At 69.5% G+C, this 26689-nt stretch carries 25 protein-coding genes, 1 tRNA gene and 1 pseudogene; 19 read left to right on the top strand and 8 right to left on the bottom strand.

Annotated elements, in window-relative coordinates; all coding sequences use genetic code 11:
- Positions 1-396 precede the first annotated feature (396 nt).
- Complete coding sequence (locus tag ACN28I_RS38065; RefSeq protein WP_420946804.1) at positions 397-684, bottom strand: hypothetical protein; 288 nt, start codon at positions 682-684, stop codon at positions 397-399.
- Positions 685-1627: 943 nt separating this feature from the next.
- On the opposite strand from ACN28I_RS38065, the gene ACN28I_RS38060 reads away from it, so the two are divergent.
- The 7 genes from ACN28I_RS38060 (at position 1628) to ACN28I_RS38030 (ending at position 7153) form a co-directional block, all read left to right on the top strand.
- Positions 1628-2326, top strand: coding sequence for a hypothetical protein (locus ACN28I_RS38060; protein WP_420946803.1), 699 nt, complete (start codon positions 1628-1630; stop codon positions 2324-2326).
- Between the two features lie 97 nt (positions 2327-2423).
- On the top strand, positions 2424-2657 hold the full coding sequence (locus tag ACN28I_RS38055; RefSeq protein WP_420946802.1) for a helix-turn-helix domain-containing protein: 234 nt from the start codon (positions 2424-2426) through the stop codon (positions 2655-2657).
- 86 nt (positions 2658-2743) lie between these two features.
- Positions 2744-3406, top strand: a complete 663-nt coding sequence (locus ACN28I_RS38050) for a hypothetical protein (protein WP_420946801.1) — start codon at positions 2744-2746, stop codon at positions 3404-3406.
- A complete protein-coding gene (locus ACN28I_RS38045; protein WP_420946800.1) occupies positions 3406-5157 on the top strand; it encodes a DNA polymerase in 1752 nt (583 codons plus the stop codon). Before ACN28I_RS38050 ends, ACN28I_RS38045 begins: the two co-directional genes overlap by 1 nt.
- Before the next feature lie 125 nt (positions 5158-5282).
- Entirely contained in the window at positions 5283-5546 is a 264-nt protein-coding gene (locus ACN28I_RS38040) for a hypothetical protein (protein ID WP_420946799.1), read from the top strand.
- The gene (locus ACN28I_RS38035) at positions 5546-5800 is read left to right on the top strand and encodes a helix-turn-helix domain-containing protein (RefSeq protein WP_420946798.1); all 255 of its coding nucleotides are present in this window, start codon (positions 5546-5548) and stop codon (positions 5798-5800) included. The genes ACN28I_RS38040 and ACN28I_RS38035 overlap by 1 nt, the downstream gene beginning before the upstream one ends.
- Positions 5801-5839: 39 nt before the next feature.
- On the top strand, positions 5840-7153 hold the full coding sequence (locus ACN28I_RS38030; protein ID WP_420946797.1) for a tyrosine-type recombinase/integrase: 1314 nt from the start codon (positions 5840-5842) through the stop codon (positions 7151-7153).
- On the opposite strand, the gene ACN28I_RS38025 is transcribed toward ACN28I_RS38030, so the two are convergent.
- Positions 7154-7230, bottom strand: a tRNA-Pro gene (locus ACN28I_RS38025). It lies immediately after the preceding gene.
- A 251-nt stretch (positions 7231-7481) separates the two neighbouring features.
- Here ACN28I_RS38025 and ACN28I_RS38020 point away from each other — a divergent pair.
- Positions 7482-7865 (top strand): response regulator, encoded by a 384-nt coding sequence (locus tag ACN28I_RS38020; protein ID WP_420946796.1) that lies wholly within the window; start codon positions 7482-7484, stop codon positions 7863-7865.
- Between the two features lie 9 nt (positions 7866-7874).
- On the opposite strand, the gene rpe is transcribed toward ACN28I_RS38020, so the two are convergent.
- Positions 7875-8528: a ribulose-phosphate 3-epimerase gene (rpe, locus tag ACN28I_RS38015; protein WP_420946795.1), complete on the bottom strand. Its 654-nt coding sequence runs from the start codon at positions 8526-8528 to the stop codon at positions 7875-7877.
- A 141-nt stretch (positions 8529-8669) separates the two neighbouring features.
- Between rpe and ACN28I_RS38010 the strand changes: the two are divergent.
- Positions 8670-10185, top strand: a pseudogene (locus tag ACN28I_RS38010) (HD domain-containing phosphohydrolase).
- 75 nt (positions 10186-10260) lie between these two features.
- Here ACN28I_RS38010 and pyk read toward each other — a convergent pair.
- From pyk to dusB, 5 genes are all read right to left on the bottom strand, one after another.
- On the bottom strand, positions 10261-11691 hold the full coding sequence (pyk, locus tag ACN28I_RS38005; RefSeq protein WP_420946794.1) for a pyruvate kinase: 1431 nt from the start codon (positions 11689-11691) through the stop codon (positions 10261-10263).
- Positions 11692-11793: 102 nt separating this feature from the next.
- Positions 11794-12684: a hypothetical protein gene (locus tag ACN28I_RS38000; RefSeq protein ID WP_420946793.1), complete on the bottom strand. Its 891-nt coding sequence runs from the start codon at positions 12682-12684 to the stop codon at positions 11794-11796.
- Between the two features lie 302 nt (positions 12685-12986).
- Positions 12987-14447, bottom strand: coding sequence for an NFACT RNA binding domain-containing protein (locus ACN28I_RS37995; RefSeq protein ID WP_420946792.1), 1461 nt, complete (start codon positions 14445-14447; stop codon positions 12987-12989).
- Between the two features lie 85 nt (positions 14448-14532).
- Complete coding sequence (locus tag ACN28I_RS37990; RefSeq protein WP_420946791.1) at positions 14533-14733, bottom strand: hypothetical protein; 201 nt, start codon at positions 14731-14733, stop codon at positions 14533-14535.
- A gap of 467 nt (positions 14734-15200) precedes the next feature.
- Positions 15201-16214: a tRNA dihydrouridine synthase DusB gene (gene dusB / locus ACN28I_RS37985; RefSeq protein ID WP_420946790.1), complete on the bottom strand. Its 1014-nt coding sequence runs from the start codon at positions 16212-16214 to the stop codon at positions 15201-15203.
- 91 nt (positions 16215-16305) lie between these two features.
- Between dusB and ACN28I_RS37980 the strand changes: the two genes are divergently transcribed.
- The 10 genes from ACN28I_RS37980 (at position 16306) to ACN28I_RS37935 (ending at position 26687) form a co-directional block, all read left to right on the top strand.
- Positions 16306-17763, top strand: a complete 1458-nt coding sequence (locus ACN28I_RS37980; protein WP_420946789.1) for a metalloprotease — start codon at positions 16306-16308, stop codon at positions 17761-17763.
- Positions 17764-17844: 81 nt separating this feature from the next.
- On the top strand, positions 17845-18870 hold the full coding sequence (locus ACN28I_RS37975; protein WP_420946788.1) for an acyl-CoA desaturase: 1026 nt from the start codon (positions 17845-17847) through the stop codon (positions 18868-18870).
- Positions 18871-19027: 157 nt separating this feature from the next.
- Positions 19028-19552, top strand: coding sequence for an RNA polymerase sigma factor (locus tag ACN28I_RS37970; protein ID WP_420946787.1), 525 nt, complete (start codon positions 19028-19030; stop codon positions 19550-19552).
- 66 nt (positions 19553-19618) lie between these two features.
- On the top strand, positions 19619-20320 hold the full coding sequence (locus ACN28I_RS37965) for a DUF1109 domain-containing protein (protein ID WP_420946786.1): 702 nt from the start codon (positions 19619-19621) through the stop codon (positions 20318-20320).
- Positions 20321-20414: 94 nt separating this feature from the next.
- Complete coding sequence (locus ACN28I_RS37960; RefSeq protein WP_420946785.1) at positions 20415-22508, top strand: chloride channel protein; 2094 nt, start codon at positions 20415-20417, stop codon at positions 22506-22508.
- 201 nt (positions 22509-22709) lie between these two features.
- Positions 22710-23216: an RNA polymerase sigma factor gene (locus ACN28I_RS37955; protein ID WP_420946784.1), complete on the top strand. Its 507-nt coding sequence runs from the start codon at positions 22710-22712 to the stop codon at positions 23214-23216.
- The gene (locus tag ACN28I_RS37950) at positions 23213-23965 is read left to right on the top strand and encodes a hypothetical protein (protein WP_420946783.1); all 753 of its coding nucleotides are present in this window, start codon (positions 23213-23215) and stop codon (positions 23963-23965) included. Before ACN28I_RS37955 ends, ACN28I_RS37950 begins: the two co-directional genes overlap by 4 nt.
- Entirely contained in the window at positions 23962-25542 is a 1581-nt protein-coding gene (locus tag ACN28I_RS37945; protein ID WP_420946782.1) for a hypothetical protein, read from the top strand. The genes ACN28I_RS37950 and ACN28I_RS37945 overlap by 4 nt, the downstream gene beginning before the upstream one ends.
- Before the next feature lie 133 nt (positions 25543-25675).
- Positions 25676-26368, top strand: coding sequence for an MEDS domain-containing protein (locus ACN28I_RS37940; RefSeq protein WP_420946781.1), 693 nt, complete (start codon positions 25676-25678; stop codon positions 26366-26368).
- On the top strand, positions 26319-26687 hold the full coding sequence (locus tag ACN28I_RS37935; RefSeq protein ID WP_420946780.1) for a sensor histidine kinase: 369 nt from the start codon (positions 26319-26321) through the stop codon (positions 26685-26687). The genes ACN28I_RS37940 and ACN28I_RS37935 overlap by 50 nt, the downstream gene beginning before the upstream one ends.
- Positions 26688-26689 lie beyond the last annotated feature (2 nt).

Here is a 26689-nt window from a genome sequence, read left to right as displayed (position 1 = left end):
TGGCGGTGCTGGAGCTGGTGCAACTCCACCGCCGGAGGTCCGCAGTTGCTTCCCGAGGCACCCCACGAAAATTTGAAGTGCCGGAGGGGCACTCCACCCCTTGTGCGCGAGGAGCGAGAGGGCGAACACAGGGTACGGCCATCAGTAACCCCTGGGCGAAGCCCTCCAGGGCGCGCGTACCGGGAGCATCCCGCTGGAGAATCCCCCAAAAAAAATCTTGAGAGCCCCCCATCCCCCGGGGGCTCGAAGAAGACCGGGGGGCTTGCAGGTGGACCTGCGACAAGGGAACCCCTGTCCCCCCATTCCGGGGGTACTCACCCAGGTTGGATAGGGCTACCAATTAGCGAGCCAGGGCGGAGAGGGCCCGGGAGAGGCGTCAGAACGAACCCGAGGACTTCACTTCACGAGCCGCAGGCGCACGCGCAGCTCCTTGGCCTCGGCTGGGTTCTGGGCCTTCACGGCGGCCACCTGGGCGCGGAGCTGGTCGAGGAGCCCGAGCTGCCGCTGCATGGCGGTCTCCAGCAGCTTGCGGTGGCGTTCCAGCTTCCGCAGGTCCGCGTCGTCCAGCAGCAGCACCTCGGCGGCCAGCCGCTCGCGCACCGGCGCCAGTGCGCCCTCGTCCTCGGCCAGCTTCACGGAGAGGGCCCCCTTCAGCACCTTGGCGGCGTTTCTTTCCCAGGGCACGGTAGGCGTCCGGGTGCATCCGTCCGTCCTTGGAGGTCTCCCGGGCGTGACCGAGCGAGAAGGCCAGGGGCTGGCTCACCGCCTCCGGCAGTTCCGGCACCTCGTGGACGATCTTCATGGAGCCCTCCACTGCGGTCAGCAGGGCGTCGGTCTGCGCCGCATCCTGCGGCGCCGGGCAGGCGTCCGCGATCTCCACGAAGGCGCTCACGGCCTGGAGTGCCCGGCGGGCGAGGACGAACCTCTCGAACTCGGGCGTCTTCTCCAGGGCTTCTTCCAGACTGGCGAGGCTTCGCCCGCTCTCCAGCTTGCTCAACCGCTCCAACTTCCAGGCTGTGTCTCCGAGCTGAGCTACCAGGGTGGCCTCGGGCAGGGTAGTTGGTGCAAAGGTGACGAAGTACTCATCGAGGTGGCGCTCGTACTGGGCAGCATCTTCTCCGGGCAGAAGCAGGTTGCTCGCGCTCAGCCCGTGCCGAAGGGCGTTCATCGCGCTGCGTCTCTTACCCTCGGGGCTCACGGGGCCCTTCGAGTGAGCCCCGTTGATCGCCGCCTGCGCGGCCTGCACGGCAGTTCTGATGGCACTGTTCATCCCAGGATTGTGAGACCTCCCGAGTGCGGGTGGGAAGCACAAGATGCCCCCAGCTAAGCAGTAGGTAGCCCATGTGCGGAGATGCACCAACACCTGTGCACCAGTGCTCATCCGCTCTATCTCTTCATTATCTGGGAAGAGGATTTGTTCGAGATGCCACGCAAGAAAAGCCCTCGTCCAAGAAACTCCTCACAAGAGAAGAATCGTGACCCGTCGGCCCGAGCGGGCAGGAGTACAGCGAATACGCCATCTACCGGGCGCCCGCCGATCCCTTCCTCCAAGATTTACGTTGCACCCCCGCCAGCAGCTCCGCCACCACGGCAGCCCCACGATTGGGACTCGGTTGGGATCGTCCCGGTGGACGAGAAACGAACGTACTTCCGGTTCAGGCGATACGAGTTCTCGTTCAACGAAGCTGGGCCATGGTCCGACTTGCAGCCCGAGGAGGTTGTTGAGAACGACTTCCCCAAAGAGCCCAAAGACGGTGGCATCCGGGCCTACTTGGGCTACGTGGGAATCACCAAGGACAGCTGGGAACGACTTACCCCAGAGGCTCGAGTCACGCTCCGCGATGCCCTCCGTGTCCTGCTTCCAGTCATGGAAGCGGCCGTCTCCATCGCAGCAGACCCAGACCAAGCAGAGGTCGATCCCGAGCTTCAACGTCGAGCTCTGCGTCTTCTCGACCAACTGGGCCAAGAGGTCAGGTCAGACCGCACGCGCAATGCTGGCTTCCAGAAGGCAGTGGCGATGCGAGATCGCTGGAGATTCAACCGCTCTACGCTGAAGACGATCGAGCAGGTGCTGGCAGACGTCCAGAGGCGGGGCCGAGCAAAGCAGCGGGCGACCTTCCTCGATGAGACCTGGGCCGCCAGCGCTGCCGGCGAGGTGAACGCCCGTTTGAGCGAGAAGCTGTACGTCACCATCACGGCCTGCACCACCACGCATATCGAACAGCTCCAAGCTGAGCCTGCCCGCTCGGTGGCCTTGCAGCTCGCCGAGAAGCTCGGTGTCGATGAAGACGTGGCGCGGCGCGCGACCCCACGCCACCGACGTTGATGAGCCCGCTGGTGGGCGGATGAAGCCCACCATGCGCCCACCCCGCGCCTTCGAGCGTCGCAGTAGTACTGGCGGCGAACCGAAAGGAGCCGCGTGGATGCGTCGTCCCCCTCGCACTCGAATTCAAGCTGCCGTTGCTGTGGAACTGGCCCGAGCCGGGCTGTCGCAGGTCGAGCTGGCTAACCGGATGGGGTTGCCCCCGACCACCCTGTCCGGCTGGCTGACGGGAAGCTCTCCTGCCCCGGCCGATCTCGTTGATGCCATTGAGAAGGCGCTCGGACTCACGTCCGGGACGCTGCGCAAGTCCGAGGAGGTGAATCCCTCCAATTAGCCGCTCACAGGCCAAGGCACCGGCCCAGGCGGGCTGCCACCCGCCCAGACCGGCTACTTCCACGCCCACCCCGGAAAGAAGCAGGCATGTCCAACATCGAGAAGGATAACGAGAACCCCATCGTCCAGGAAGCTGCGGCCAAGGAAGCTGCCCCCATCGAGGGCACGCACACTCCGAGCGGCGGGAAGGTCGCGCCCGTCCCCGACTTCACCCTCGAGACATTGCGCCTCAGGCAGGACTTCGGGGCGACCACCCTGGTGAAGAAGGCGCTGCTCACGGTGCCGGTGCGCAAGCCGAACAAGCAGGACTTCATCCGGACGCGCCCTGGCGCGGAATGGCGGGCGGCCCTCGCGCTTATCGAGCTGAAGGAGGAGCGCGAGGTCTACGTCGTCACCCCCAATCTCGTTGGCGAGCTGGGCGGCGAGGTCGTCCCGAAGCTCATCATCACCGCCGTCAACCGACAGGGCGTTGCCTTCCTCTGGCCCATCCGCCTGCCCAGTGAGGATGGCCGTCACGACGAGTGGAACCGCTCAGCGATGGAGGCCGCCGACATCGCCGCCAAGAAGTGGGTGCGCGTGAGCGCCAACATGAGCCTCGGCGCCTACGACGTCTTCACGGCGCAGGCGGAGATGCCCGAGCCGGTGTGGCCTGACGTGCCGTTCTCGGAGCTGGTGCGCATCGCCTTCAAAGGCCGCGTCATCGACACGCTGGAGCACCCCGTCGTGCGCCGCCTGCGGGGAGAGCTGTGATGCGGCTCGCCGGTTACGAGTTCCGCGAGGTGACGGCGGTGGACTTCGAGTTCATCGCCCCCCCAGGTGAGCGCCCCCGTCCCGTTTGCATGGTGGCTCGCGAACTGAGCAGCGGGCGCGTCCACCGGATGTGGCAGGAGGAACTCAACGCCTGCCACGAGGCGCCCTATCCCACCGACACCCGAGCGCTGGTGCTGGCCTTCTATGCGAGCGCGGAGGTGGGGTGTCATCTGGTGCTGGGCTGGAGGCCGCCGGCCAACGTGCTGGACCTCTACGTCGAGTTCCGGCGCCACGCCAACGGCCTGGTGCCGCCGTGCGGCTGGGGCCTGATTGGAGCGCTCACCTACTTCGGGCTGGACGCGCTCACCGCCATCGAGAAGGAAGGCATGCGCCAGCTCGTCCTTCGTGGCGGCCCCTGGACGATGGAGGAGAAGCAGGCGCTGCTCGCCTACTGCGAGGAAGACGTACTCGCGTTGCAGCGGCTGCTTCCAGCCATGGAGGGAAGCCTCGACCTGCCCCGCGCGCTCCACCGTGGCCGCTACATGGTGGCCGCGGCCCACATCGAGCACCAGGGAATCCCCATCGACGTTTCGGCCCTCGCGCTTCTGCGCGAGCACTGGACCTCCATCCAGGATGACCTCATCGCCGAGGTGGACAAGGCGTACGGCATCTACGACGGGCGCTCGTTCCGGCAGGAGCGGTTCGAGCGATATCTCACCGCACACGGCATCCCGTGGCCGAGGACTGACGGTGGGCAGCTCGCCCTGGATGACGACACGTTCCGGCAGATGGCCCGCAGCCAGCCAGCACTCGCCCCACTCCGCGAGCTGCGCTACGCCCTCTCCCAGATGCGCCTCGCGGACCTCGCCGTGGGCTCCGATGGCCGCAACCGCGTCCTGCTGTCCGCATTCTCCAGTAGGACAGGACGCAACCAGCCCTCCAACTCGAAGTTTATCTTCGGACCTGCGGTGTGGCTGCGCGGTCTGATTCGTCCCCAGCCGGGCCGCGCCATCGCCTACATCGACTGGAGCCAGCAGGAGTTCGGCATCGCCGCTGCACTGTCTGGAGACGAAAAAATGATGGAGGCGTACACCTGTGGCGACCCCTATCTGCGCTACGGGCAACAAGCTGGGGTGATTCCGCCCAACGGCACGAAGCAGACGCACAAGGCCGAGCGCGAGCAGTTCAAGCAGGCTGTGCTTGCCGTGCAGTACGGGATGGGTCACGAGGCGCTCGCCATCAAGCTCGGTGTCTCTCCGGCCCACGCCCGCGAGCTGCTGGAAAGCCACCGTCGCACCTACCCGCGCTTCTGGGCGTGGTCGGACGCGGCAGAGGTCTTCGCGATGTTGCACGGGCACCTCTACACCGTCTTTGGGTGGCAGGTGCTCGTGGGCGCCAACGTGAACACCCGCAGCCTGCGCAACTTCCCCGCGCAGGCCAACGGGGCGGAGATGCTGCGGCTGGCGTGCTGCTACGCCGTCGAGCGAGGCATCAACGTCATTGCTCCTGTCCACGACGCGCTCCTTGTAGAGGGCCCGGAGGGCGAGATCGACGAGGTGGTGACCAGGACGCAGGGCGCGATGGCCGACGCGAGCAGAATGGTGCTCTCCGGTTTCGAGCTCCGCTCCGATGCGAAGGTGGTGCGCCACCCGAACCGGTACATGGACGAGCGCGGCGAGCGCATGTGGAACACCGTGTGGGAGCTACTCCAGCATCAGGTGAGTCACGCCCAGCAGGAGGTGTCGGCGTGAGCACCCCCTTCGATCTGGAAGCGCTCCGAGTGCAGGCCGTACCTACTACGCCTCCTACGGCGGTTCACCCTCCGCGCCACAATCCCGGTGAGCTGTTCCTCAAAGGACCCATTCCCTGGAACTGGATGTCCAGGGCGCTCGCCCTGAGCGGCAAGGCCCTGCACGTCGGCGTCGTCCTCTGGTTCCTGGCCGGGCTGAAGAAATCAGCCGAGGTCTCCCTGTCGCTGAAATCTCTGGAGCGCTACGGCCTGTCGCGGTGGGCGGCAGCCCGTGGGCTCCAGTCCCTGGAAGAACAGGGCCTCGTCCTGGTGAACCGGGGGCGTGGCCGCAAGGCCAAGGTGCTCCTGTTGAGCACCACTGCCCCCATCAATGGTGAGGAGTCCCCGTAATGGATGAATGCAACAACGGCAGCATGGTCCCGGGCCTCACCGAGGACTCTCTGTGGGATGCCAACGACGTAGCCAGGTTCCTCAAGACGAGCAGAAGCTGGGTGTACCAGCGGGCACAAGCCGGTCAGCTCCCGTGTTTGAAGATTGGTGGGCTCCTGCGCTTCGAGCCAGCGGCCATCCGCTCCTTCATCAAGGGCCAGGGGGCGAACGGCCGGCGAGTGGTGCCCTTCCCCACCAACAAGAGCAACCCGTGAGGCTCCACCTCGGAGCATCACGCCGTAGAGGAAGTCGCGATGGCGAGCATCTACAGGAAGAACAACAAGTGGTACGTGCGCTTCAAGGACGGCACCGGCCGCTGGCGTGACACCGCCACCATGGCCACCACGAAGACCGAGGCCAAGAGCCTCGCGCACGACCTGGAGCTGAAGGCCGACCGCCAACGGCGTGGACTGGAGCCCCTGCCCGAGCACCAGAAGCCGGTGACCTTCGGGGAGGTGATGGACCTCTGGAAGAGCGAGATGGGAGGCCGCCTCCGCTCGACCACCATCATCGGGTTCGCGGAGAAGCACCTGCGTGAGGAGCTGGGTCCGCAGACGCTCAAGGACATCACCGCCTCGCGCCTGGAGGTGCTGCTCAACTCGAAGATCGCGGAGCTGGCCCCCAAGTCCCTCAACCACCTGCGCGCCCATGTCCACCGCCTCTTCGAGCTGGCCATCCGGCGCGGGCTCTACAGCGGCCCCAACCCCGCCAAGGCCGTCCCCACCTTCAAGAAGCCGAAGAAGTTGCCGATGTACCTGCGCACCGAGGAGGTGCCGCTGATGATCGCGGCGCTGGAGCGGCGCTGGCGTCCCCTCTTCGCCACGGCGGTCTACACCGGCATGCGTAAGGGCGAGCTGCTGGCGCTGCGCAAGGAGGACGTGGACCTCGGGGCCGGCACCGTCCGGGTGGGGCGCTCACACGCGAGCGATACCACCAAGGGCAACCGCGAGGACCTGCTGCCCATCGCCGAGGGGCTCCGCCCCTACCTCACGGAGGCGATGGCCACCTCCCCGTCGGCCCTGGTGTTCCCCCGGAAGGACGGCACCCAGCACCCGCCGGACATTGCCCTGCACAAGGTGCTGCGCCGGGCCCTCGGACGTGCGGGCTTGGTGGAAGGATACCGCCACGTCTGCCGGCGCAAGGGGTGCGGCTACGAGGAGCGGCAGGCCCACGCGGTGCCGGGCGCCTGCCCCCGCTGCGGCATGAAGCTCTGGCCCAAGGCGCTCCCCCGCCCGCTCCGCTTCCACGACCTGCGGCACACGACCGCCACCCTGCTGCTCAAGGCGGGCGTCCCGCTGGCCACCGTGCAGCGCATCCTCCGGCACTCCGACCCGGCCATCACCACCGAGGTGTACGGCCACCTCGATCTGGACGACATGCGCAAGGGGCTCAACCAGCTCGCCTTCCAGGGCGCCACCGCCAGGACGACCGAGGCGCCGGAGCTGGCCGCGCTGGCCGCCGGGGACGAGAATCCTCCGCTTGCTGCTGGTTTGCTGCTGGAGGGCTCCGGGGGAAAAACAAAAGCCCTGGAGTTTCTGCGGAAGTCCGCGAAACTCCAGGGCTTTTAATGGTCGGGGAGACAGGATTTGAACCTGCGACCCCTTGGTCCCGAACCAAGTGCTCTACCAGGCTGAGCCACTCCCCGATACCGCTCTGCGCTTCGCCGGAACTGCTCTCGGGCCGTCGAAGTGGGCGGGGATGTACCCGACCCGCCCGGCCTAGTCAACGCCCATGGATCAGCTTTTCATTCCTCAATCCCTCCTGGGGTTCACAGGGACCCGTGGGGCTCCCATGACCCGGGCCCTCCGCTCGTAACCCCCCCATTTCACAGGGGGAGCCCTCGGGAACATGACTTGCTTGGCTCCTGCCCGAACAGCGCAGGCACCCCGGGGTCCCATGCTTCCTCCGGTCGTACTCATCTCCGATGACGAGCCGCTCGTTGTGTCCGCGCTCACCCGGGAGGCCCGCCGTTCCGGGCTCGCCTCGGTGGCGGATACCACTTCCGAGCATGTCCTCTCGCTGGCCCGCAGACACCGGCCCGCGGTCATCATCCTGGACATCCACCAGCATCAGGACGGCCGCGACCTGCTCGCCCAGCTCAAGCAGGACCCCGAGACGCGCGACTGCAAGGTCATCATCCTCAGCGGCGTGGAGGACCAGTTCACCCGCCACGTGTGCTTCGAGCTCGGCGCCGAGGCCTATGAGGTGAAGCCCTTCGACCACACCTTCATGACCCGGGTGGCACGGATGGCCGGAGTCCGGGCCGCCGCCGCGCTCTGAGGCTCGCCCTCAAGGCCGCAGCGAGCGGATGGCCGCGGCGTAGTCCTTCGAGCCGAACACGTACGAGCCGGCCACCAGCACGGTGGCCCCGGCCTCCACCACCCGCCGGGCCGTCTCGGCGTTGATGCCCCCGTCCACCTGGATGTCCGTGGACAGGCCCCGCGCGTCCATCATGGCGCGCAGCCGGCGCACCTTGTCCACCGTGGGCGCGATGAAGCTCTGCCCCCCGAAGCCGGGGTTCACGCTCATCAACAGCACCATCTCCACGTCCCCCAGCACCTCCTCCACCGCCGACAGCGGCGTGGCCGGGTTGAGCACCACCGCCGGCTTCGCCCCCGCGTGGCGGATCTGCTGCAGCACCCGGTGCAGGTGCGTGCAGGCCTCCACGTGTACCGTGAGGATGTCCGCCCCCGCCTTCGCGAAGGCGTCGATGTACTTCTCGGGCTCGACAATCATCAGGTGAACATCGAGCGGCCGGGTGGCCGCCTTCTTGATGGCCTCCACCACCACCGGACCGATGGTGATGTTGGGGACGAAGCGCCCATCCATGACGTCCACATGGACCCAGTCCGCCCCGGCGGCTTCCACCGCGCGCACCTCCTCGGCGAGGCGGCCAAAGTCGGAAGACAGCAGCGAGGGGGACACGAGAACGCGGCGGGTCATGGGCGCTACATAGTCACTTCCGCCCCCAGGTGGTACCCGCTTGGGGGGGGAGCGAGCGGGGGGGAGGGGCGGGCCGCTCTTTTCCCGTGCTAAGAAGATTCCTCCCAGGCCGTGTGCCGTCCTCATTCGGAGCCATAACCGGTGCTTCCACAGACCCCGCCCGATCCTCCCGACCTCACCCGGCGCCTCAAGAAGCTCACGTCCATCCTGGACGTCACCAAGGCCATGAGCGCCGAGCGCGACCTGGACCTGCTGCTGCCCCTCATCCTCTACGAGGCCAGCAAGGTGGTGGAGGCGGACCGCTGCTCGCTCTTCGTGCTCGACCGCGAGCGCAACGAGCTGTGGAGCAAGGTGGCCCAGGGCTCCAAGAACGAGATTCGTCTGCCCGTGGGCAGCGGCATCGCCGGCCAGGTGGCCCAGACGGGGGAGATCATCAACCTCCCGGACGCCTACGCCGATGAGCGTTTCAACCGGACCTTCGACACCCTGAGCGGCTACCGCACCCAGAGCGTGCTCTGCGTGCCCATGCGCGACGCCAACGGCGAGGTCACCGGCGTCATCCAGTCCCTCAACAAGCTCAGCGGGCGCCCCTTCGATTCCGAGGACGAGGAGCTGCTGCTCGCCCTCGGCGCCCAGGCCGCCGGCGCCATCGAGAACGCCCTCCTCCACGAGGAGATCAACCGCCTCTTCGAGGGCTTCGTCTCCGCCTCGGTGGTGGCCATCGAGTCGCGGGACCCGACCACCGCGGGTCACTCGGGCCGCGTGGCCGACCTCACCGTGTCCATGGCCCGCGCCCTCGAGCACGTGCACTCCGGGCCCTACGCCCACACGCGCTTCACCGCCACCGAGCTCCAGGAGGTGCGCTACGCCTCGCTGCTGCACGACTTCGGCAAGGTGGGCGTGCGCGAGCCGGTGCTCGTCAAGGCCGAGAAGCTCTACCCCCATGAGATGGAGGGGCTGCGCTCCCGCTTCCAGCTCGCGCGCAAGGACCTGCAGTTGCAGAGCTACCGCCGCCGGCTCGCCGCCGTGAAGCTGCGCGGCGTGCACCACATGGCGGAGATCGACGCCGAGGAGGACGAGAAGCTCCTCCAGGAGCCTCCAGCACCTGGACGAGGTGCTCGAGTTCGTCCTCACCTGCAACCGGCCCACGGTGCTCGCCCAGGGCAACTTCGAGCGGCTGCACGAGCTGCGTCACCTGCGCTTCCAGGACTCCTTCGACCAGGAGCGCCCCCTGCTGCTCGACCGGGAGATCCACTCGCTCTCCATCGCCAAGGGCACCCTCTCCGAGGAGGAGCGCCGGGAAATCGAGAGCCACGTCGAGCACACCTACCGCTTCCTGTCGCAGATTCCGTGGACGCGCACCCTGCGCCGCGTGCCGGAGATCGCCTACGCGCACCACGAGAAGCTCGACGGCACCGGCTACCCGCGCGCCATCCCCGATACCACCATCCCCGTGCAGTCCCGGATGATGTCCATCGCGGACATCTACGACGCCCTCACCGCCAGCGACCGGCCCTACAAGAAGGCCGTGCCCCATCAGCTCGCGCTCGACATCCTCAAGCGCGAGGCCCAGAGCGGACAGCTCGACCTGGAGCTGTTCCGCATCTTCGTCGAGGCCGAGGTCCCCAAGCGCGCCCTCAAGGACTTCCGCGGGTAGGCACGCGGTAGACCCTCACCCCGACCCTCTCCCGGAGGGAGAGGGAGGGGAGTGACGGAGAGGGAGACGAAGACCTCAGCTCCCGATGGTGTGCAGCCGGAGGCTGTTGATCTTCCCCGGCTGTCCCACCGGCGCGCCGTACACGATGACCACGCGGTCACCCTTCTGCGCCAGGCCCCGCGCCAGCAACTCCTCCTCCACGCGGCGCACCATCGCCTCCGTCTCCTGGATGGGCTCCAGAATCCGCGGCACCACGCCCCACAGGAGCGCCAACCGGCGGCGCACTTCCTGGTTCGGGCTGAACGCCACGATGGGCACCGGCGGCCGGTAGTGCGCCAGCAGCCGCGCCGTCACGCCCGACAGCGTGAACGCCGCGATCAGCGACGCCCCCGCCTGCTTCGCCGCGTAACACGCGCTCGCCGCGATCACGTCCGGGAAGTGCGACGGCAACCCCACCGGCGACTCCGTCGGCGCATTGAGCCCCTGCGCCCGCATCGTCGACTCGGCCGCCAGCACGATGCGCTCCATCATCTCCACCGACTCGCGCGGGAACTTGCCGCTCGCCGTCTCGCCCGACAGCATCACCGCGTCCGCCCCGTCGAACACCGCGTTGGCCACGTCGCTGGCCTCCGCTCGCGTGGGCCGCGGGTTGTCGATCATCGAGTTGAGCATCTGCGTGGCCACGATGACCGGCAGGCCCCGCATGTTGCAGCGGCGGATGATGTCCTTCTGCACCGAGGGCACCTCCTCGGGCGGAATCTCCACGCCGAGGTCTCCGCGCGCCACCATCACGCCGTCCGTCTTGTCCAGGATGGCGTCCAGCCGGGCGATCGCCTCCGGCTTCTCCAGCTTGGCGATGATGGGCACCGTGCGGCCCACCTCGGCCATCGCCGAGCGCGCCATGTCGATGTCCGCCGGGTGCCGCACGAACGACAGCGCGAGGAAGTCCACCCCCGCCTTGATGCCGAACACCAGGTCCTCCCGGTCCTTCGGCGTCAGCGCGTCCGCGCGCACCGCCACTCCCGGCAGGTTGATGCCCTTGTTGTTCTTCAGGATGCCGCCGTGGATGACCTGCGTGCGGATGAGCTGCTTCTTGTCCGTCTCCAGGACCTTCAGCTCCAGCAGGCCGTCATCCAGCAGGATGCGGTCTCCCGGGTTCACGTCCGCGGCCAGGAACGGGTACGTGGTGGACACGATCTCATCCGTGCCCTTCACGCTCTCGTCCGTGGTGATGTGGAACTCGCCACCTTCCTTCAGCTCGGTGCTGCCCGTGATGAAGCGGCCGGTGCGGATCTTCGGGCCCTGGAGATCTCCCAGGATACCCACCGCCTTGCGGACCTTCAGTGAGGCCTTCCGCAGCTTTTCGATGTTCTCGGCGTGGTTCTCGTGGCTGCCGTGAGAGAAGTTGAGCCGGGCCACGTCCATTCCGGCTTCAATCAGGGCCTCGAGCATTTCCTGACTCTGGCAGGCCGGACCAAGGGTGCAGACAATCTTCGCGCGTCGCATGGGCAAAACAGGATTGGGTCGGGCCACGCGCAGGGTCAAGCAGCGTCCGCACACGGCCTTCGATTGGTAAATTGGTAAAGCAGCGAGCAGGGAAGCCGCGTCTCAGCCCCGCAACAGCAGGTTCAGGTTCTCGCGCTCCCAACGCAGTGCGGCAGCGTAGAGCGGGAAGGCCTTCTCCCTGTCGCGGAAGGCCCGCGGGTGGTGCACCCGGCGGCCCGTCCCGTTCGAGCTGGGGAAGAGCTGGTGCAGCATCTCGTGGAAGATGATGAATTCCACGAAGTACGAGGGTACCTCGGGGCGATCCAACCCGGGATGGATGCGGATCTCCCGCGTCTGATGGTCGTAGACCCCCAGGCGGATGGACTTGCGCCGCCGCCGGGGAGGCATGCGGCCCCAGCCAATGCGCGCCTGGATGCTCTCGTGGAAGTACACCCGGTTGAGCTGATCGAAGAGGACTTGCAGATCGAAGCAGCGGCCCCGCGGCTCCAGGTCCGCCTCGGCCGCATGGCGCTCCTGACGGATGCGCGGCTGCTGGCCCCGGATGTAGTCGTCCAGCACGCCGCCCGCCAGGCGGTTGCCACGGCCCGCGTACTCCGCCACCGCGCGCACCACCGGCTCCGGCGCGTCGAGGAACATGTGGTGCAACCGCAGCTGCAGCGAATGGGTGCTGCGCCGGAAGGACACCATGGTGGAGCGGTTGTCCGTCACCGCCAGCCGCACCGGCATCCGCAGCTCCGCCGACAGCCGGAAGGCCAGCGCCTCGGCCCGGGCCCACAGCTCCTCGCGGGTGGCCGCCGGGACGTGGTGCTGATTCCGCTCGGCGCTCTCCCGGTGGAAGTTCTCCGCGACCGGCACCTCCTCCTCGTGGAGGGCGGTGGACAGACGGTTGGAGGACTCCACCGCGCGAGTGCGCGTGGGCAGGGACGTGCCCCCCTCACGAAGGGGAGGGCGCGGGAAGAGGTGCATCTGGTGGTGGGGCGGAAGCGACGACACGCGGACGGCATCGTACCCAGTGGCCTCCCGGACTCAAGGCCGGCGCAAGCCGCTCGCCTGCCCACCGTCTTCTGCCCGTCAACCCCGCCCGTGAGCCCTCGTCTCCTCTGCCAGTCGCTCTCCAGAGCAACTCCACCGACTCCCGCGTCGTGCCGAAGGCCGCCAGCACGTCGTCCATGGCCTCGGCCTCCTCCACGCCCAGGCATGCTCCACCGCCCGCTCGCGCCTCGGCCAGGTTACCGTAGCGGCTCACCTGCACGCTCCAGCTCCCGTCCGGCCAGCGCTCAAGGGGAATCGCAGGCTCACAGGGCGGGCGGCGCCTCGCCTCCGCGCGTCTTCAGCAGCCGATCCAACCGCTCCTGCTCCAGGCGCACCACCAGCGTCTTCTCCCGCGTGTACTGCACCCGGCCCGGCGCCCCACCCTTCACCTTCTTCACGAACTTCACCGGCACCCAGCTCACCTCGCCTCGCGGCTCGCCCTTGGCCCCCGAGTGGTGCAGCGCCAGGTGCGCCGCGTCCAATAGCACCTCCTGCGCCACCTCCACCCCCTTCTCCAACGGCACCACCACGTGGCTGCCCGGCAGCCCCCTCGCGTGCAGCCACAGGTGGTACGGCCTCGCCACCTTGAAGGTGAGCGTGTCGTTGTCCTCGCCCCCCTTGCCCACCCAGATGCGCTGGCCCCCGTGCCCCACGTACTCCTTGAAGGGCCTCGCCTCCGGGGGGCCTTCCTCGGCCGCCGTCAGTTGCAGCACCTCCGCCTGCGCCAGCAACGAGGCCTCGTCCAACGCCTCGAGCTGCTTCAGCGCCGCCTCCGCGTGCGCCACCTCGCGCGCCAGCTCCGCCTCGCGCTGCCGCGCGTGCTCCACGCCCCTCAGCAGCCGCCGGTACTGGTGGAAGTGCCAGTCCGCCTCCTCCTTCGGCGTCCGCTTCGGGTCCAACTTCACCTGCACCTCCTCCATCCCCGACTCGGTGTACGCCGTGAGCGTCACCTCGGTGACGCCCCGCTTCAGGCGGAAGAGGTTCTGGGTGAGCAGCTCGCCCAACTGCCGGTGCCGCTCGGCCTCCGGGCCCCGGGACGCCTCCGTGCGGACCTTCTCCAGCGTGCGTCCGGAGCGCTTGAGCCGCGCCCGGTACGGCAGCGCCAGGCGCCGGCGGATGGCCTCGGCGCGGCTCGTCTTGTCCTTCGGGCCGATCAGCCGCTCGGCTGCTTCCGCGTACACCAGGAAGTCGCCCGGGAAGGGCAGCAGGCGCGACGTGGCGGCCCGCGCACGGGCGAGGGCGTCGGCGGGCAGCGGCTCCGGAGGCGTCCACTGCGCGCCCGGGTGCAGGGAGCGCCGCTGCGCCAGCCCCTCACCGGAGAGCATCAGCACCCGGCCGGACTCCGTCAGCAGCATCAGCCCACCGGGCGAGCCCAGTTCCAGCACCAGCCGGCGCCGCGTGTCCTCGCTCTGGAAGTCGAGCGTCACCACCCGCTCCGCCTCCCGCCACGCGGCCGCGGCCAGCTTGAAGCCCACCAGCTCCTGCCGCAGCCAGCGCTGGAAGGGGGCCGGCTCTCCCGGCGTGGGGAAGCGATCCTCCGCCACCGAGAGCCGCGAGAGCTCTCCTTCCGCGCACAGGCACAAGAGGACGGAGCGCCCGGGCACCCGCAGCTCCAGGTAGGCCAGGCGCTGCAGCGGGCACCACGCCTTCTGCACCACCGCGCCCGCCAGTTGCGCGGACACCTCCGCCACCACCTGCTCCAACTCCGAGGATCGCAGTGACACCCCAGTCCTCCTGGCTCCAAAAAAGCGAACGGCCCGGCGGATATCCGCCGAGCCGTTCAAACTGCGCGAAGTCACTGGCCTACGTCTAGCCCTCGTTGGGCGTGGCCTCGGGGGACTTCGCCGCCGTCTTGCGGCGGGTGCTCTTGCGGGCCGGGGCCTTCTTCGCCGCGCCCTTCTTCGCCGCCGCCTTCTTCGCGGTGCGCGGAGCAGCGGTCTTGCGGGTGGTCTTCTTCGCAGCGGCCTTCTTCGCCGGCGCCTTCTTCGCGGTCTTCTTCTTCGCGGCCATCTAAACCCTCCGGTTGGTTCGACTTCACCACCACTCATCGAGAGTGGGGCCTGCACTCGCATGAGGAGTGCTTGTGGTGAATGGTAGAGATGCCTTGCCAGTGTGTCAACGCATGGTGATGTAGTGCAACGCGTGGCGCGCCGATTTTTCGGCATCGCGCGCGTCCGAAGTGCCGGAAACGGCCTCCCCGCCCACCTGCACCGACCTCGCGCGAGCCGATTTCTCGGCCTCCGCCGCGTTTCGCTCCGCTCAGAGGGAAAACCACTGCCGGCTCACGCGCACCCGACATCGCGCGGACGCACGCAACGGAGCCCTCGCGCGCACCCGCACCGCCGCCATGGCGCACGTGCTCGAGGAGTGCTCACGAGATGACCTTCTCCGCGAAGAATCGTCATCGCGGTGGCCTCGTGCACGCACGGAACGCCAGGCGCTACAGGGGTGTCGCAGGAGTGCGAGGACGCTGAAGCTCAGCCGAGCGCGGCCCGGTAGTCGACGTCCTGCTCGCCCTCGGAGGCATTCGGGTCCACGTGGGCGGAGACGAAGAAGCGCCTCACCGCGTCGCGTACCGCCTCGGCCGTGTCGAGCTGGTTCACCTCGGAGCGGAAGAGCGCGGCGCCGTGCAGGCCGTGGCCGTACCAGGCCAGGTGCTTGCGGAAGGAGCGCACCGCGGCGAGCTCCTCGCCCACGAACTCGATGTGGGCGGCGAGGTGGCGCAGCACCAGCTCACAGCGCTCCTGGGGCGTGGGCGGCGGGCCCCCGAGCAGCTCGCGGAAGATCCACGGGTTGCCGAGCGCGCCGCGGCCAATCATCACGAAGTCGCAGCCGGTGCTCTCCAGCATCCGGCGGGCGTCGGCCGGCGTCTTCACGTCCCCGTTGCCGATGATGGGCCTGTCCGGGAAGTGACGCTTGAGGTCCGCGATGACGCTCCAGTCCGCCTGGCCCGAGTAGCCCTGGGCGCGCGTGCGCGGGTGGATGGCGAGCGCGGCGCACCCGGCCTCGAAGAGCTTGCCGGCCACCTGGAGGTAGTTGCGGGTGTGCTCGTCCCAGCCCGAGCGGATTTTACAGGTGACGGGCAGGCCGGTGGCCGCGTGAATCTCCCGCACCAGCTCGGCACCCCGGTCCGGCTCGCACAACAGGGCGCTGCCGGCGCCGTTCTTCGTCACCTTCTTCACCGGGCAGCCCATGTTGATGTCGATCATCTGCGCCCCGTACTGCTTGCCGATGACGGCGGCGCGGGCCATGGACTCCGGCTCGCCCCCGAAAATCTGCAGGCTGTAGGGCCGCTCCACCTCCGCGTCGTACCGGAGGTACTTCAGGGTGCGCTGGTTGGTGCGCATGAGGCCCTGCGAGCTCACCAGCTCGGTGGGGCAGAGAGCGGCCCCCATGCCGAAGGCGATGACGCGGAAGGGCTTCTCGCTCACCCCCGCCATGGGCGCGAGGATGAAGGGGTTGGGCAGCGTGTAGGGACCGATGCGCGGCATGGCGGCGGGGGAACCTAGCGAATCACGGGGATTGTTCCAGGGGACAAGCGACCGCCTGCACGGCCGCCCTCCTTTGGTTAAGGTCCGGTCCATGTTGCGCTTCCGGTTCGGGGGCATCCCCGTCGAGATCCACTTCTCGCACCTGCTCTTCTCCTCCCTGCTCGGCCTCCTGATGGTGCTGGTGGTGCGGGGGAGTCCGGCGGCGGCGCACCTGGACTTCTGGCCCTACCGCCAGCTCGTCCGGGAGCCCGGGAGCCCCGAGGCCACGCAGGCGGCCCTGCTCGTCGTCCTCGTGTGGATGCTCATCGTCTTCGTGTCGGCGCTCGGCCACGAGGCGGGCCATGCGCTGATGCTCCGGGCGTTCGGCCACCGGCCGAGCATCACGTTGCTCTGGATGGGGGGCTCCACCCGGCACGACTCCTCGTTCCCCATCCCCTGGCACCAGCGGGTGATGATCGCCGCCGCGGGGCCCCTCGGCGGGTTCATGCTGGCCCTGGCGGGGTTGGGGCTCCGGAACTACGGGCTGCCGGAAGACGCGCAGTCACCGCGCATGCTCCTCCAGTGGTTCTGCGTGGCCAACCTCTTCTGGGCCCTCTTCAACCTGCTCCCCGTGCCGACGTTGGATGGGGGCACCATCGTGAGCACCCTGGCCACCCGCTTCTTCGGACAGGCGGGCTTCATCGGAGCGCAGCTCCTGGCCCTCGTGCTGTGCCTGGCCGTGATGGCCTTCGCCTTCGCGGCGGAGAAACCCATCCCCCTGCTCGCCGTGCTCTTCGGCATGTACGGGCTGCACGCGCTGCGGCTGCTGCTCGCCGTGCAGCGGGGGGACATCAAGGTGTCCTCGGGCGTGGCGCCCCCGCCCCTCCTGACGGAGCTGCAACAGGCCGAGGCGGCCCTGGCCGCTGGACGGCTGGACGAGGCGCGCCAGCAGGGCCTCGCCCTCCTCGACTCCAAGGAGTGCACCCCGGAGCTCGCCTCGCGCACCCACCACCTGCTCGGCTGGGCCGCCCTCAAGAATGGCCAGGGCCGCGCGGCGCTCGATCACTTCTCCCAGGTGCGGCGCCGGCCCGTGGAGACCCACGCCCTCGCCGCGGCTTTCTCCCTGCTGGGCGATGAGCGCCGGGCGCTCGCCCTCTGGGAGATGGCGTGGGTGGAGACGCGCGACCGCACCGTCCTGCACGAGTACGCCGGCTCGCTCATCCGCTCGGAGCGGGTGCAGAAGGCGCTGCGGCTGCCCGACGTGGACCCGGAGGCCGCCTTCCTGTGTGCCCAGCGCCCCCTCTTCATCCGCGGCGCCTACTCGGAGGCGGCGGCCCTCTCCGAGGCGGGCCTCGCTCACGTCCCCTCCGCTCGCCTGGCCTACGACGCCGCGTGCGCCCATGCCCGCGCGCGTCACCTGAATGACGCGATGCGCATGCTGCGGCGCGCCAGGGAACTCGGCTTCCACGATGCCCACTACATGGCATCCGACGAGGACCTCGTCCCGCTGCATGGCCACCCGGACTTCGAGCAGTGGCTGGAGGACCTCCAGAAATCTGCGTTGGCCTGACACGGCCATGACATGGGGGGGTGTTGATGCGGGGTGAGACTGAGCACCTTCGCGCTCGGTCTGATTCCAGCCGAGGCTCCCGTGACTGCTCAAACCTCCGCGCCGGCCCAGCAAGAGAAGATCAACTGGCTGTCGTCCATCCCGTTCGTCGGCGTGCACCTGATGTGCCTCTTCGTGTTCTACACGGGAGCCAGACCGGTGGACGTCGCGGTGTGCGTGGGCCTCTACATCTTCCGGATGTGGGGCATCACCGCCGGCTTCCATCGCTACTTCAGCCACCGCGCCTACAAGGCCGGCCGTGGCTTCCAGTTCTTCCTCGCGCTGGCGGGTACCCTGGCGACGCAGAAGGGTGTTCTCTGGTGGGCGGCCCACCACCGGCACCACCACCGCTACTCGGACCAGGAGCAGGACATCCACTCGCCCCTGCAGAAGGGCTTCTGGTGGAGCCACGCCGGGTGGATCCTCTGCGACAAGTACAACGAGACGCGCTACGACAGCATCAAGGACTTCGCGCGCTTCCCGGAGCTGGTGTGGCTCAACCGGTTCTCCATGGTGCCGCCCGTCCTGCTCGCCGTGGCCCTCTACTTCATCGGCGGCTTCTCGATGCTGGTGTGGGGCTTCTTCGTGAGCACCACCCTGCTCTACCACGGCACCTTCACCATCAACTCGCTCAGCCACGTCTTCGGCAAGCGCCGCTACAAGACGACCGACACCAGCAAGAACAACTGGCTGCTGGCGCTCATCACCCTGGGCGAGGGCTGGCACAACAACCACCACTTCCACCAGAACACCGCCAACCAGGGCTGGTTCTGGTGGGAGGTGGACCTCAGCTACTACTCGCTCAAGGCGCTCTCCTGGGTGGGCTTGGTGAGTGACCTGCGGCTGCCCTCCGAGCAGACGAAGTACTCCTACCTGAAGTACTCGGCGGAAGACCGGGCGGCACTCAACCCGCCGAGCCGCTGGTTCGCCCCCCTGGCCGCCCAGCGCAAGGCCGCCGAGGAGAAGATGAAGGCCGCCGAGGGGAAGGTGCGCGAGGCCCTGGCCAACGCGGCCGACAGCCTGCCCTCCTCCGCGCCCTCGCCCCAGGCGCTGCTCAAGCGCCAGTAGGGCAAGCAAGGAAGCACCGGAAGGCTCCGGGCTGGGGTAGGGTTTCCCCCCGACTCCGCCCGTGACGCCTCCTTCGTTGAAACCAGGAACCGCCCCCGCGCGTACCGCTGATGAACCGGCGCCTTCTCCGGCCGCCGGTGAGTCGGACGAGGTATTGATGACGCGCTTCTGTCAGGGGGATGCCCGGGCCTTCGATGCCCTCTTCCAGCGCTACGCGAGGCCCATCCACGGCTACCTGGCGCGGGTGACGGGCAGCCCCGCCGCGGCGGAGGACCTGTCCCAGCAGACCTTTCTGTCCCTGGTACGGGGACGCGGGCGCTTCCAGGAGGGGGCGCGGGTGAAGCCGTGGCTGTACGCCATCGCCACCAACGCGGCGCGGGACTGGCAGCGGCGCAAGCGCCCCGAGGACCTGACGGACGAGGGCGAGCTGCCCACCAGCGTGCCCGTGGAGGAAACGGGCCCCCGGGACGCCGGGCTCGAGCGCGCGGTGCAGCGGGCCCTGGAGCAACTGCCCGAGGGCCAGCGCATCCCCATCGTCCTGCACCGCTTCGAGGGGATGAGCTTCGCGGAGATCGCCGAGTCCATGGGGCTGACGGAGAGCGCGGTGAAGGTGCGGGCGCACCGGGGCTACGCGCGGCTGCGCGAGCTGCTGGCCACCCTGCGAGAGGAGACGAACGGATGAGCCCCGAGTGCTCGCGCGTGCTGGACAGTCTGGGCCACCCCCTCCCGCCGGAGGCTCGCCGCGCATGTGGCCTCGTGCGCCGAGTGCCGCCCGCTGGTGGAGGGCTTCGGCGCGCTGGAGGACCTGGCCCCCGCCCCGAAGCTGGCGGCGCCGGCGATGGAGCGGGTGCGGACCCGGACCCACGAGGAGCTGGCGGCCCACCCGAAGCCGCTCCCCTGGTGGCGCGAGGTGCTGGTGCTGATGGGCGTGTACGTGGGCCTGACGGCGCTCGGGGCGCTGGCGCTCACGCCGCTGGGACTGGTGCTGAACTCGGCGCCGCCCGGAGTGGTGGTGGGGCTGTCCCTGCTCGTGCTGCTGACCATGGTGGGCGGAGCGGTGGTGGCGCTGGCGCCCGTGCGGCAGGTGGCCTGGAGCCTGATCGGCCTGTGCACGGCCGTGGTGGCGCTGTCGGTGGTGCTGGGAGGCTCGGGGCTGGCGGTGAAGGGCTTCCTCGCGGGCGCCATCGGGTGCGTGCGGACGCACATGCTGCTGTCGGCCCTGCCCCTGCTGTCGGCGCTGGTGATGCTGCGGCGCTCGGCGTACCACCCGGCGCGGGCCGTGGCCGCGGGGCTCTCCGCGGGCGCCGTGGGCCTGCTGCTGCTGCACGTGCACTGCCCGGACGGGAGCGCCGCCCACCTCGCCGCCTCGCACGTGGGCCCCTGGCTGCTGCTGGGCGGGCTGGCCCTGCTGGTGCGCTCGCGCCTGCCCACGTACAACCACGCGCCCTGAAGCACGAAGGGCGCGCCCGGACTCGCCGCCCGATTGTTGAGTCCTCAAGCACCTTGAAGTCCTCCCGCTCACGGGGAGATAGTAGGGGCTCCAAATGAAGGACGAGCCTCCGCCCCCCACCCGCGCTTCGCTTCGCGAGGCCCTGCGGCATTTCATCCATGCGTGCCTGCAGGCCTCCAACCGGATCCACCTCCCGGGTCCGTCGGTGCTACCGGTGGCGGGCGCCATCGTGGGCCTCTACAGCGGCCTGGCCGCGGGCATCTTCGTCAACCTGATCGGCCTGGTGAGCGGGCTCACCTTCAACAGCGCGTGGCTCATCGAGGCCCTGCGCCGTCCCGGCTCGCGCACGCTCGTGTCGGTGTGGCAGACGCTGCGCACCACCAACTGGCACCTCGAGCTCGCCATCATCGGCATCCCCCTGGCGCTCGGGGCGCTGCTGCTGGTGCGGGTCATCGAGCCCGGAGGCCCGCGCGACGAGGTGAAGCGCCGGCTGCGCCTGCTGGCCCTGCTGGTGCTGGGCGCGCTCGCCCTCTACTACCCGCTGGTGGCCCTCACGGCGCTCAACCGCGTCTTCGGCGAGGCCCACCAGGTGACGGAAATCCTGCCGCACCTGCCCTGGTGGATCTTCCTGCTGGCGCCGCCCCTGGGCGGAATGGTGGTGGGACGGCTGCTGCGCGACTACCCCAACACCCACGGCCACGGCGTGCCCGAGGTGGTGCGCTCGGTGAAGGGCAACCAGGACCTGCCCGGACAGTTCGGCCTGCTCAAGCTGGTGGCCAGCGCCATCACCATCGGCAGCGGCGGCTCGGCCGGGCGCGAGGGCCCCATCGTCTACGGAGGCGCCGCCTTCGCCTCCACCGTGGGCCGCACGCTGGGCTTCTCCCGCCGCGAGCTGGCCATCCTGCTGGCCTGCGGCGCCGGGGCCGGCATCTCCGCCTCCTTCAACGCCCCCATCGCCGGCGCCGTCTTCGCGATGGAGATCATCCTGCGCGAGTTCGAGCTGCGCGTCTTCTCGCCCATCATCCTCGCCAGCGTGGCGGGCTCGCTGGTGAGCCGCGGCACCATGGATGCGGCGCCCATGCTCCACCGGCTCGACTACCAGCTGGTGAGCAGCTTCGAGGTCGTCTTCTACGGAGGGCTGGGGCTCATCTGCGGGTTGCTCGCGTACGCCTTCGTGCGGCTGCTGCACCACGCGGAGGACTTCTTCGCCGGGCGGATGGCGGGAGAGCGGCTGTCGGCATGGTTCGGCCGGCGCTCCCTGTCGCTGCGCGCGGGCTTCGGCGGGCTGTGCGCGGGCGTGCTCGCCTTCCTCAGCCCCACCGTGTGGGGCAGCGGGCACGACTACATCAACCTCGCGGCCATCGGGCAGCTCAGCTTCGTCTTCCTCGTCACCGCGTGCGGGGTGAAGCTGGTGGCCACCGCCCTCACACTGGGCTCGGGAGGCTCGGGAGGCACGTTCTTCCCCTCGGCGGTGATGGGGGCCATGGCCGGCGGCGCCTTCGGCACCCTGGTGCACTACGTCTTCCCCGCCAGCACCGGGCCCAGCGGCGCCTACGCGATTGTCGGCATGGGCGGCGCCGTGGCCGCGCTCACCCGAGGGCCCCTCACGGGCATGATGATGCTCTACGAGCTGAGCGGGAACCACGCCATCATCCTGCCGCTCATGGTGACGTGCACCATCGCCTCCGCGCTCTGCCACTACCTCACCGAGCGCAAGGCGCCCAAGCCGCAGACGGACGCGGAGCTGCTGTCCACCACCCCCGTGCGCGCGCTGATGCGCGAGCTGGCCCCCGTGCCCGCCGGCATGCACCTGCGCCCCCTCATGGACCAGGTGCTCACAACCGAGAGCGGTACCCTGCCCGTGCTGGATGGGAACGGGAAGCTCTACGGCATCGTCCAGGTGGACCAGTTCCGCGACATCTGGCGCGACGAGGAGCTGCACCCCATGCTCGTGGCCAGCGACCTGGCGCGCAAGGTGCCCCTGCTCACCCCGGAGACGAACCTCGCCCAGGCGCTCGTCCTCATGGACCAGGAGGACGTGGACGCGCTGCCCGTCCAGGCCACGGCGGAGAATCAGACGTGCGGGCTGCTGACGCGCTCGCTCGTGCGCCGGTTCCTCTCCTCGCACCACGCCCGTCAGCACGCCCTCGGTGAGCACCTGGTGGCGCCCACCGAAGCCCATAACTGAGTACGGGGTGAGGGTTTCGGGTGAGCCCGGGTTGCTCCCCTGGGAGAGCGGTTACAGTGCGCCGCCTGCCGGGCGGGGGGGCTCACCGGCATGGCCGCACTTCGCGGTTCCCATTTTCCGCCCCTCGTCCGGTCTCTTCCTGGAAGGAGCGCCCCCTGAGCCCGACACACCCCCAGCACCGAGCACGTGGAGGGCCCCGGCATGGATGACGCCTGGCTGGCGCAGCTCTACGCGCAATACGGCTACCTCGTGCACCGCCGCTGCAAGCAGTTGCTGCGCCGCCCCGAGGACGCGGAGGACGCGTTCCAGGAGACCTTCCTGCGGGTGAAGCGCTACGGCGCGCCCCGCGAGGGCGGTGCCACGCTGACCTGGCTCTACACCATCGCCCAGCGCTGCTGCTTCGACGTGATGGAGCGCGGCGGCCGCGAGCCCCCCGCCGAGGAGTCGCAACTGGCCGCCCTGGAGCAGCGGGGCGAGGGCTCCCCCGAAGACGCCGACCGGCGGGCGATGCTCGGCCTGGCGCTGCGCCAGCTCGACGGCAAGACACGCACCATTGGCGTGCTGCACTTCCTGGACGGCTACACCCAGGAGGAGGTGGCCGCGCAGACCGGCTACTCGCGCCGCACCATCGGCAAGAAGCTCCAGCAGTTCGAGCACCGCATCCGTCAGCTATGGCAGTCGCGCGCCAGCCTCGAGGAGACACGATGAGCCCCACTCCCCTGCCCCCCTCCCCGCGCGGGCCCCACTGCCCGCCCGCCGCCGTGCTCGAGGCGATGAGCGCTGGCGAGGCCACGCCCGAGGCCACGCGCACCCACGTGGGGGACTGCCCCGACTGCCGCGGCCAGCTCCAGGCGCTCACCACCGCCCGCGAGGCCTTCGTCCGCGCCAGGCCCCCCGACCTCTTCCTGCGCCAGCTCGAGCGGCGCGCCGCCTCCCAGCCCCGGCCGGTCCGCCGCTGGCTGCTGCCCGTGCTCAGTGCCTGCGTGCCGCTGCTGGCCCTGCTGGTGCTCGTGCCCCGGCTGGGACAGGAGGAGGGCGTGCGCATGAAGGGCGGGGCCTTCCGCGTGGCCGTCTCTCGTGAGGGCAGCGCCCCGGAGCTGCTCGGCCCCGATGCCCAGGTGCGGCCGGGGGACGCGCTGCGCTTCGCCTACGAGACCCCGGAGGCCGGACACCTGCTCGTGCTCGAGCTGGATGGCCGGGGCGCCGCGAGCGTCTTCCATCCCTACGGCTCGGCCACCTCCGCGCCCCTGCCGGCCGCACAGCGCGACTTCCTCCCCGGCAGCGTGGTGCTCGACGACGCGCCCGGCCCGGAGTGGCTCCTCGCCGTCTTCTCCCCCCGCCCCCTCGAGGCCGCGCCCCTCCTCGAGTCCCTGCGCGCCCAGGCGGGACGCGCCGAGCCCACCCTCTCCTGCTCCGATTGCAGTGTGAGTACGCTCCGCCTCCAGAAGCGCCCATGACTCCGCCCCGCCCGCTCTGGCTCCTCCTCGCCGCCCTGCCGCTGCTCCTGTGCCCCCCTCGGGCCACCGCCGCCACCGCCCGTCTGCTGGTGGCCATCGGCGCCAACGTGGGGGACCCGGACGACGCCGTCCTCAGCTTCGCGGACGACGACGCCGGGCGCGTGCGGCAGCTCTTCGTCGAGCTGGGCGGGGTGCGCGCCGATCGTTCCTACCTGGTGGTGGATCAACCCGCCTCCGTGGTGCGTCAGCGGCTGGCCGAGGTGACGGGCCGCATCGCCGAGCTGCGCGCGGCCGGGGATGACGCGGTGCTCATCGTGTACGTCTCGGCCCATGCGAAGGGCGGCGTGCTGCACCTGGGCGGCACCCACCTGCCCCTCGCCGAGCTGCGGGACACCGCGCGACAGGCCGGGGCCCGGCTCAGCGTGCTCCTGGTGGACGCGTGCGAGAGCGGCACCCTCGCACGGCGCAAGGGTGGCAGCGCCGGCCCCGAGTTCGCGGTGTCGCTGGAGCAGATTCCCCTGCACGGCCAGGTCGTCATCTCCTCCAGCGGCCCGGGGGAGAGCTCCGAGGAGTGGGACTCGCTCAAGGGCTCGCTCTTCACCCACCACCTGCTCACCGGCCTGCGCGGAGACGCGGACGTGGAGGACGACGGGCGGGTGTCGCTCGCCGAGGCGTATGCCTATGCCTACCGGCGCACGGTGGCGGGCGCCGCGGGCGCGGGCCAGCATCCGGCGTATGCGTGGGAGCTGGCGGGCACCGGGGAGCTCATCCTCTCCGAGCCCCGGATCGCCCGCAGCGCGCTCGTCTTCCCCGCGGCGCTCGCCGGCCGCTACGTGGTGGCGAGCCAGCCCCGGCCGGACGTGGTGGCCGAGGTGGAGAAGGCCCCGGGGCGCCCATTGCGGCTGGCAGTGCCTCCGGGCCGCTACCTCCTGCGCAAGCGCGCGGGCGCGAGCACCGGCCTGCTGGAGCTGGAGCTGCCCTATGGCGGGGAGCGGCAGGTGCGCGAGGAGGAGCTGACGTGGCGCCGCTACACGGAGGTGGCCCTCAAGGGCGGCCACGTGGAGCTGCGCGGCTCGGCGCTGCTGGGGCTCGTCCGGCTGGAGAGCGCGGCGGTGCGCGGCACGGGGACACGCCTCGTGGGCGGGCTCGGCTACCGGCATGCCTGGGGCTCCTGGTGGGCCCTGGGCACCGCCGGCTTCAGCCAGGCGGCCTACCGGGGCGTGGAGCTCGACATCCGCGAGCGCGCGCTCGGCGCCGGAGTGGCGGCGGGCTACCGCTGGCTGGAGTGGGCGCTGGTGCCGTACGTGGGACTGGGCGTCGAGCTCACCGTCCTGGAGCAGCGGTTGCGGCACGAGCGGGAGGAGGAAATCGAAGACACCTTCGGCGTCGAACCCCTGCCGCCCCGCCGGACGCTCGGCGTGGGCCTGGGCCCGATCGCGGGTGTCGAGGTGCCCCTGCCCGGCCGGGCCTTCGCGCTCCTCCAGGGGCAGTTCCTCCTGCGCTACCTGCCCAGCACGGAGCAGCCCCTCCTGCGCCCGGCGGGGCTCGTCTCCGCAGGCGCGGGCTGGCGCTTCTAGATTGTCCCTGGTGAGCAGGCGGGCTGGCGGCGCCTGTCTCATCGGCTGCCTTTCCCACGGGCGAATGAACGGTTCCAGATGAAGGCCTGTCTAAGCTGTTGTAGGCCGGCCCCGTTTGACCCTAGAGGATTCCATGTCCGAACAACTCCGACCCAGTGGACTCCCCGCCGTGGGCTCCCTGCCCTGGGGGACCCATTTCTGCCAGTTCTACGGAGAGCAAACGGACCTCGTGGACTCGCTCGTGCCGTTCTTCAAGGCGGGCCTCGACAGCCATGAGAAGTGCCTCTGGGTGGCCTGCGAGCCGCTTCCGGCCAGGGACGCGCGGACGGCCCTTCGCCAGGCCGTTCCGGACCTCGAGGAGCGCGAGCGGCGCAACCAGATCGAAATCATCGACCACCACGAGTGGTACATGTCGACGGGGAAGCCCGACCCGGACTCCACCCTGCGGGGATGGGTGGAGCGGGAAGAGCGGGCCCGGGCGGACGGCTTCGCCGGGCTGCGGCTGACGGGCAACACCTACTGGGTCGAGCGCTCGGATTGGAACGGCTTCGTCGATTACGAGGCCCGTGTCTCGAAGACCTTCCAGGACCGCCACATCATCGGTCTCTGCAGCTATTGCCTGGGGCGCTGCCAGCCCCACGACATCCTGGACGTGGTCGCCAACCACCAGTTCGCCCTCACGCGCAGGGCGGGCGACTGGCAGGTGATCGAAAGCGCCGCGCTGAGCATGGCGAAGGACGAGCTGCACCGCCTCAACGCGGAAGCTCGAGCAGCGGGTGCTCGAGCGGACCGCGGCGTTGGAGCACGCCGTCCACGCGCGCGATGAGTTCCTCTCCGTCGCGTCGCACGAGCTGAAGACCCCCATCACCTCGCTCCAGCTCTACGTGCAGGGGATGCTCCGCGCCCAGGCGAAGGGAACGCTGACGCCGGAGCAGCTCAACGCCCGGCTGAACCGGGTGCAGGTGCAGTGCGGCCGGCTGGAGCGGCTCATCAACAACCTGCTCGATGTCTCCCAGGCCGAGGCCCGGGAGCCGGTGCTCCAACGGGAGTCCTTCGACATGTCGGAGCTCGTGGCGGATGCCACGGAACGTTTCGCGGAGGAGCTGCACACGCGCGGGTTGCCAGGTCACGGTGGAAGCACGTGAAC

Origin of the sequence: Archangium gephyra, assembly GCF_049060025.1 — a bacterium.
Lineage (GTDB): Bacteria > Myxococcota > Myxococcia > Myxococcales > Myxococcaceae > Archangium > Archangium gephyra_A.
The sequence above is the reverse complement of the archived record's forward strand: the minus strand, read 5'-3'. Positions and strand labels throughout refer to the sequence as shown.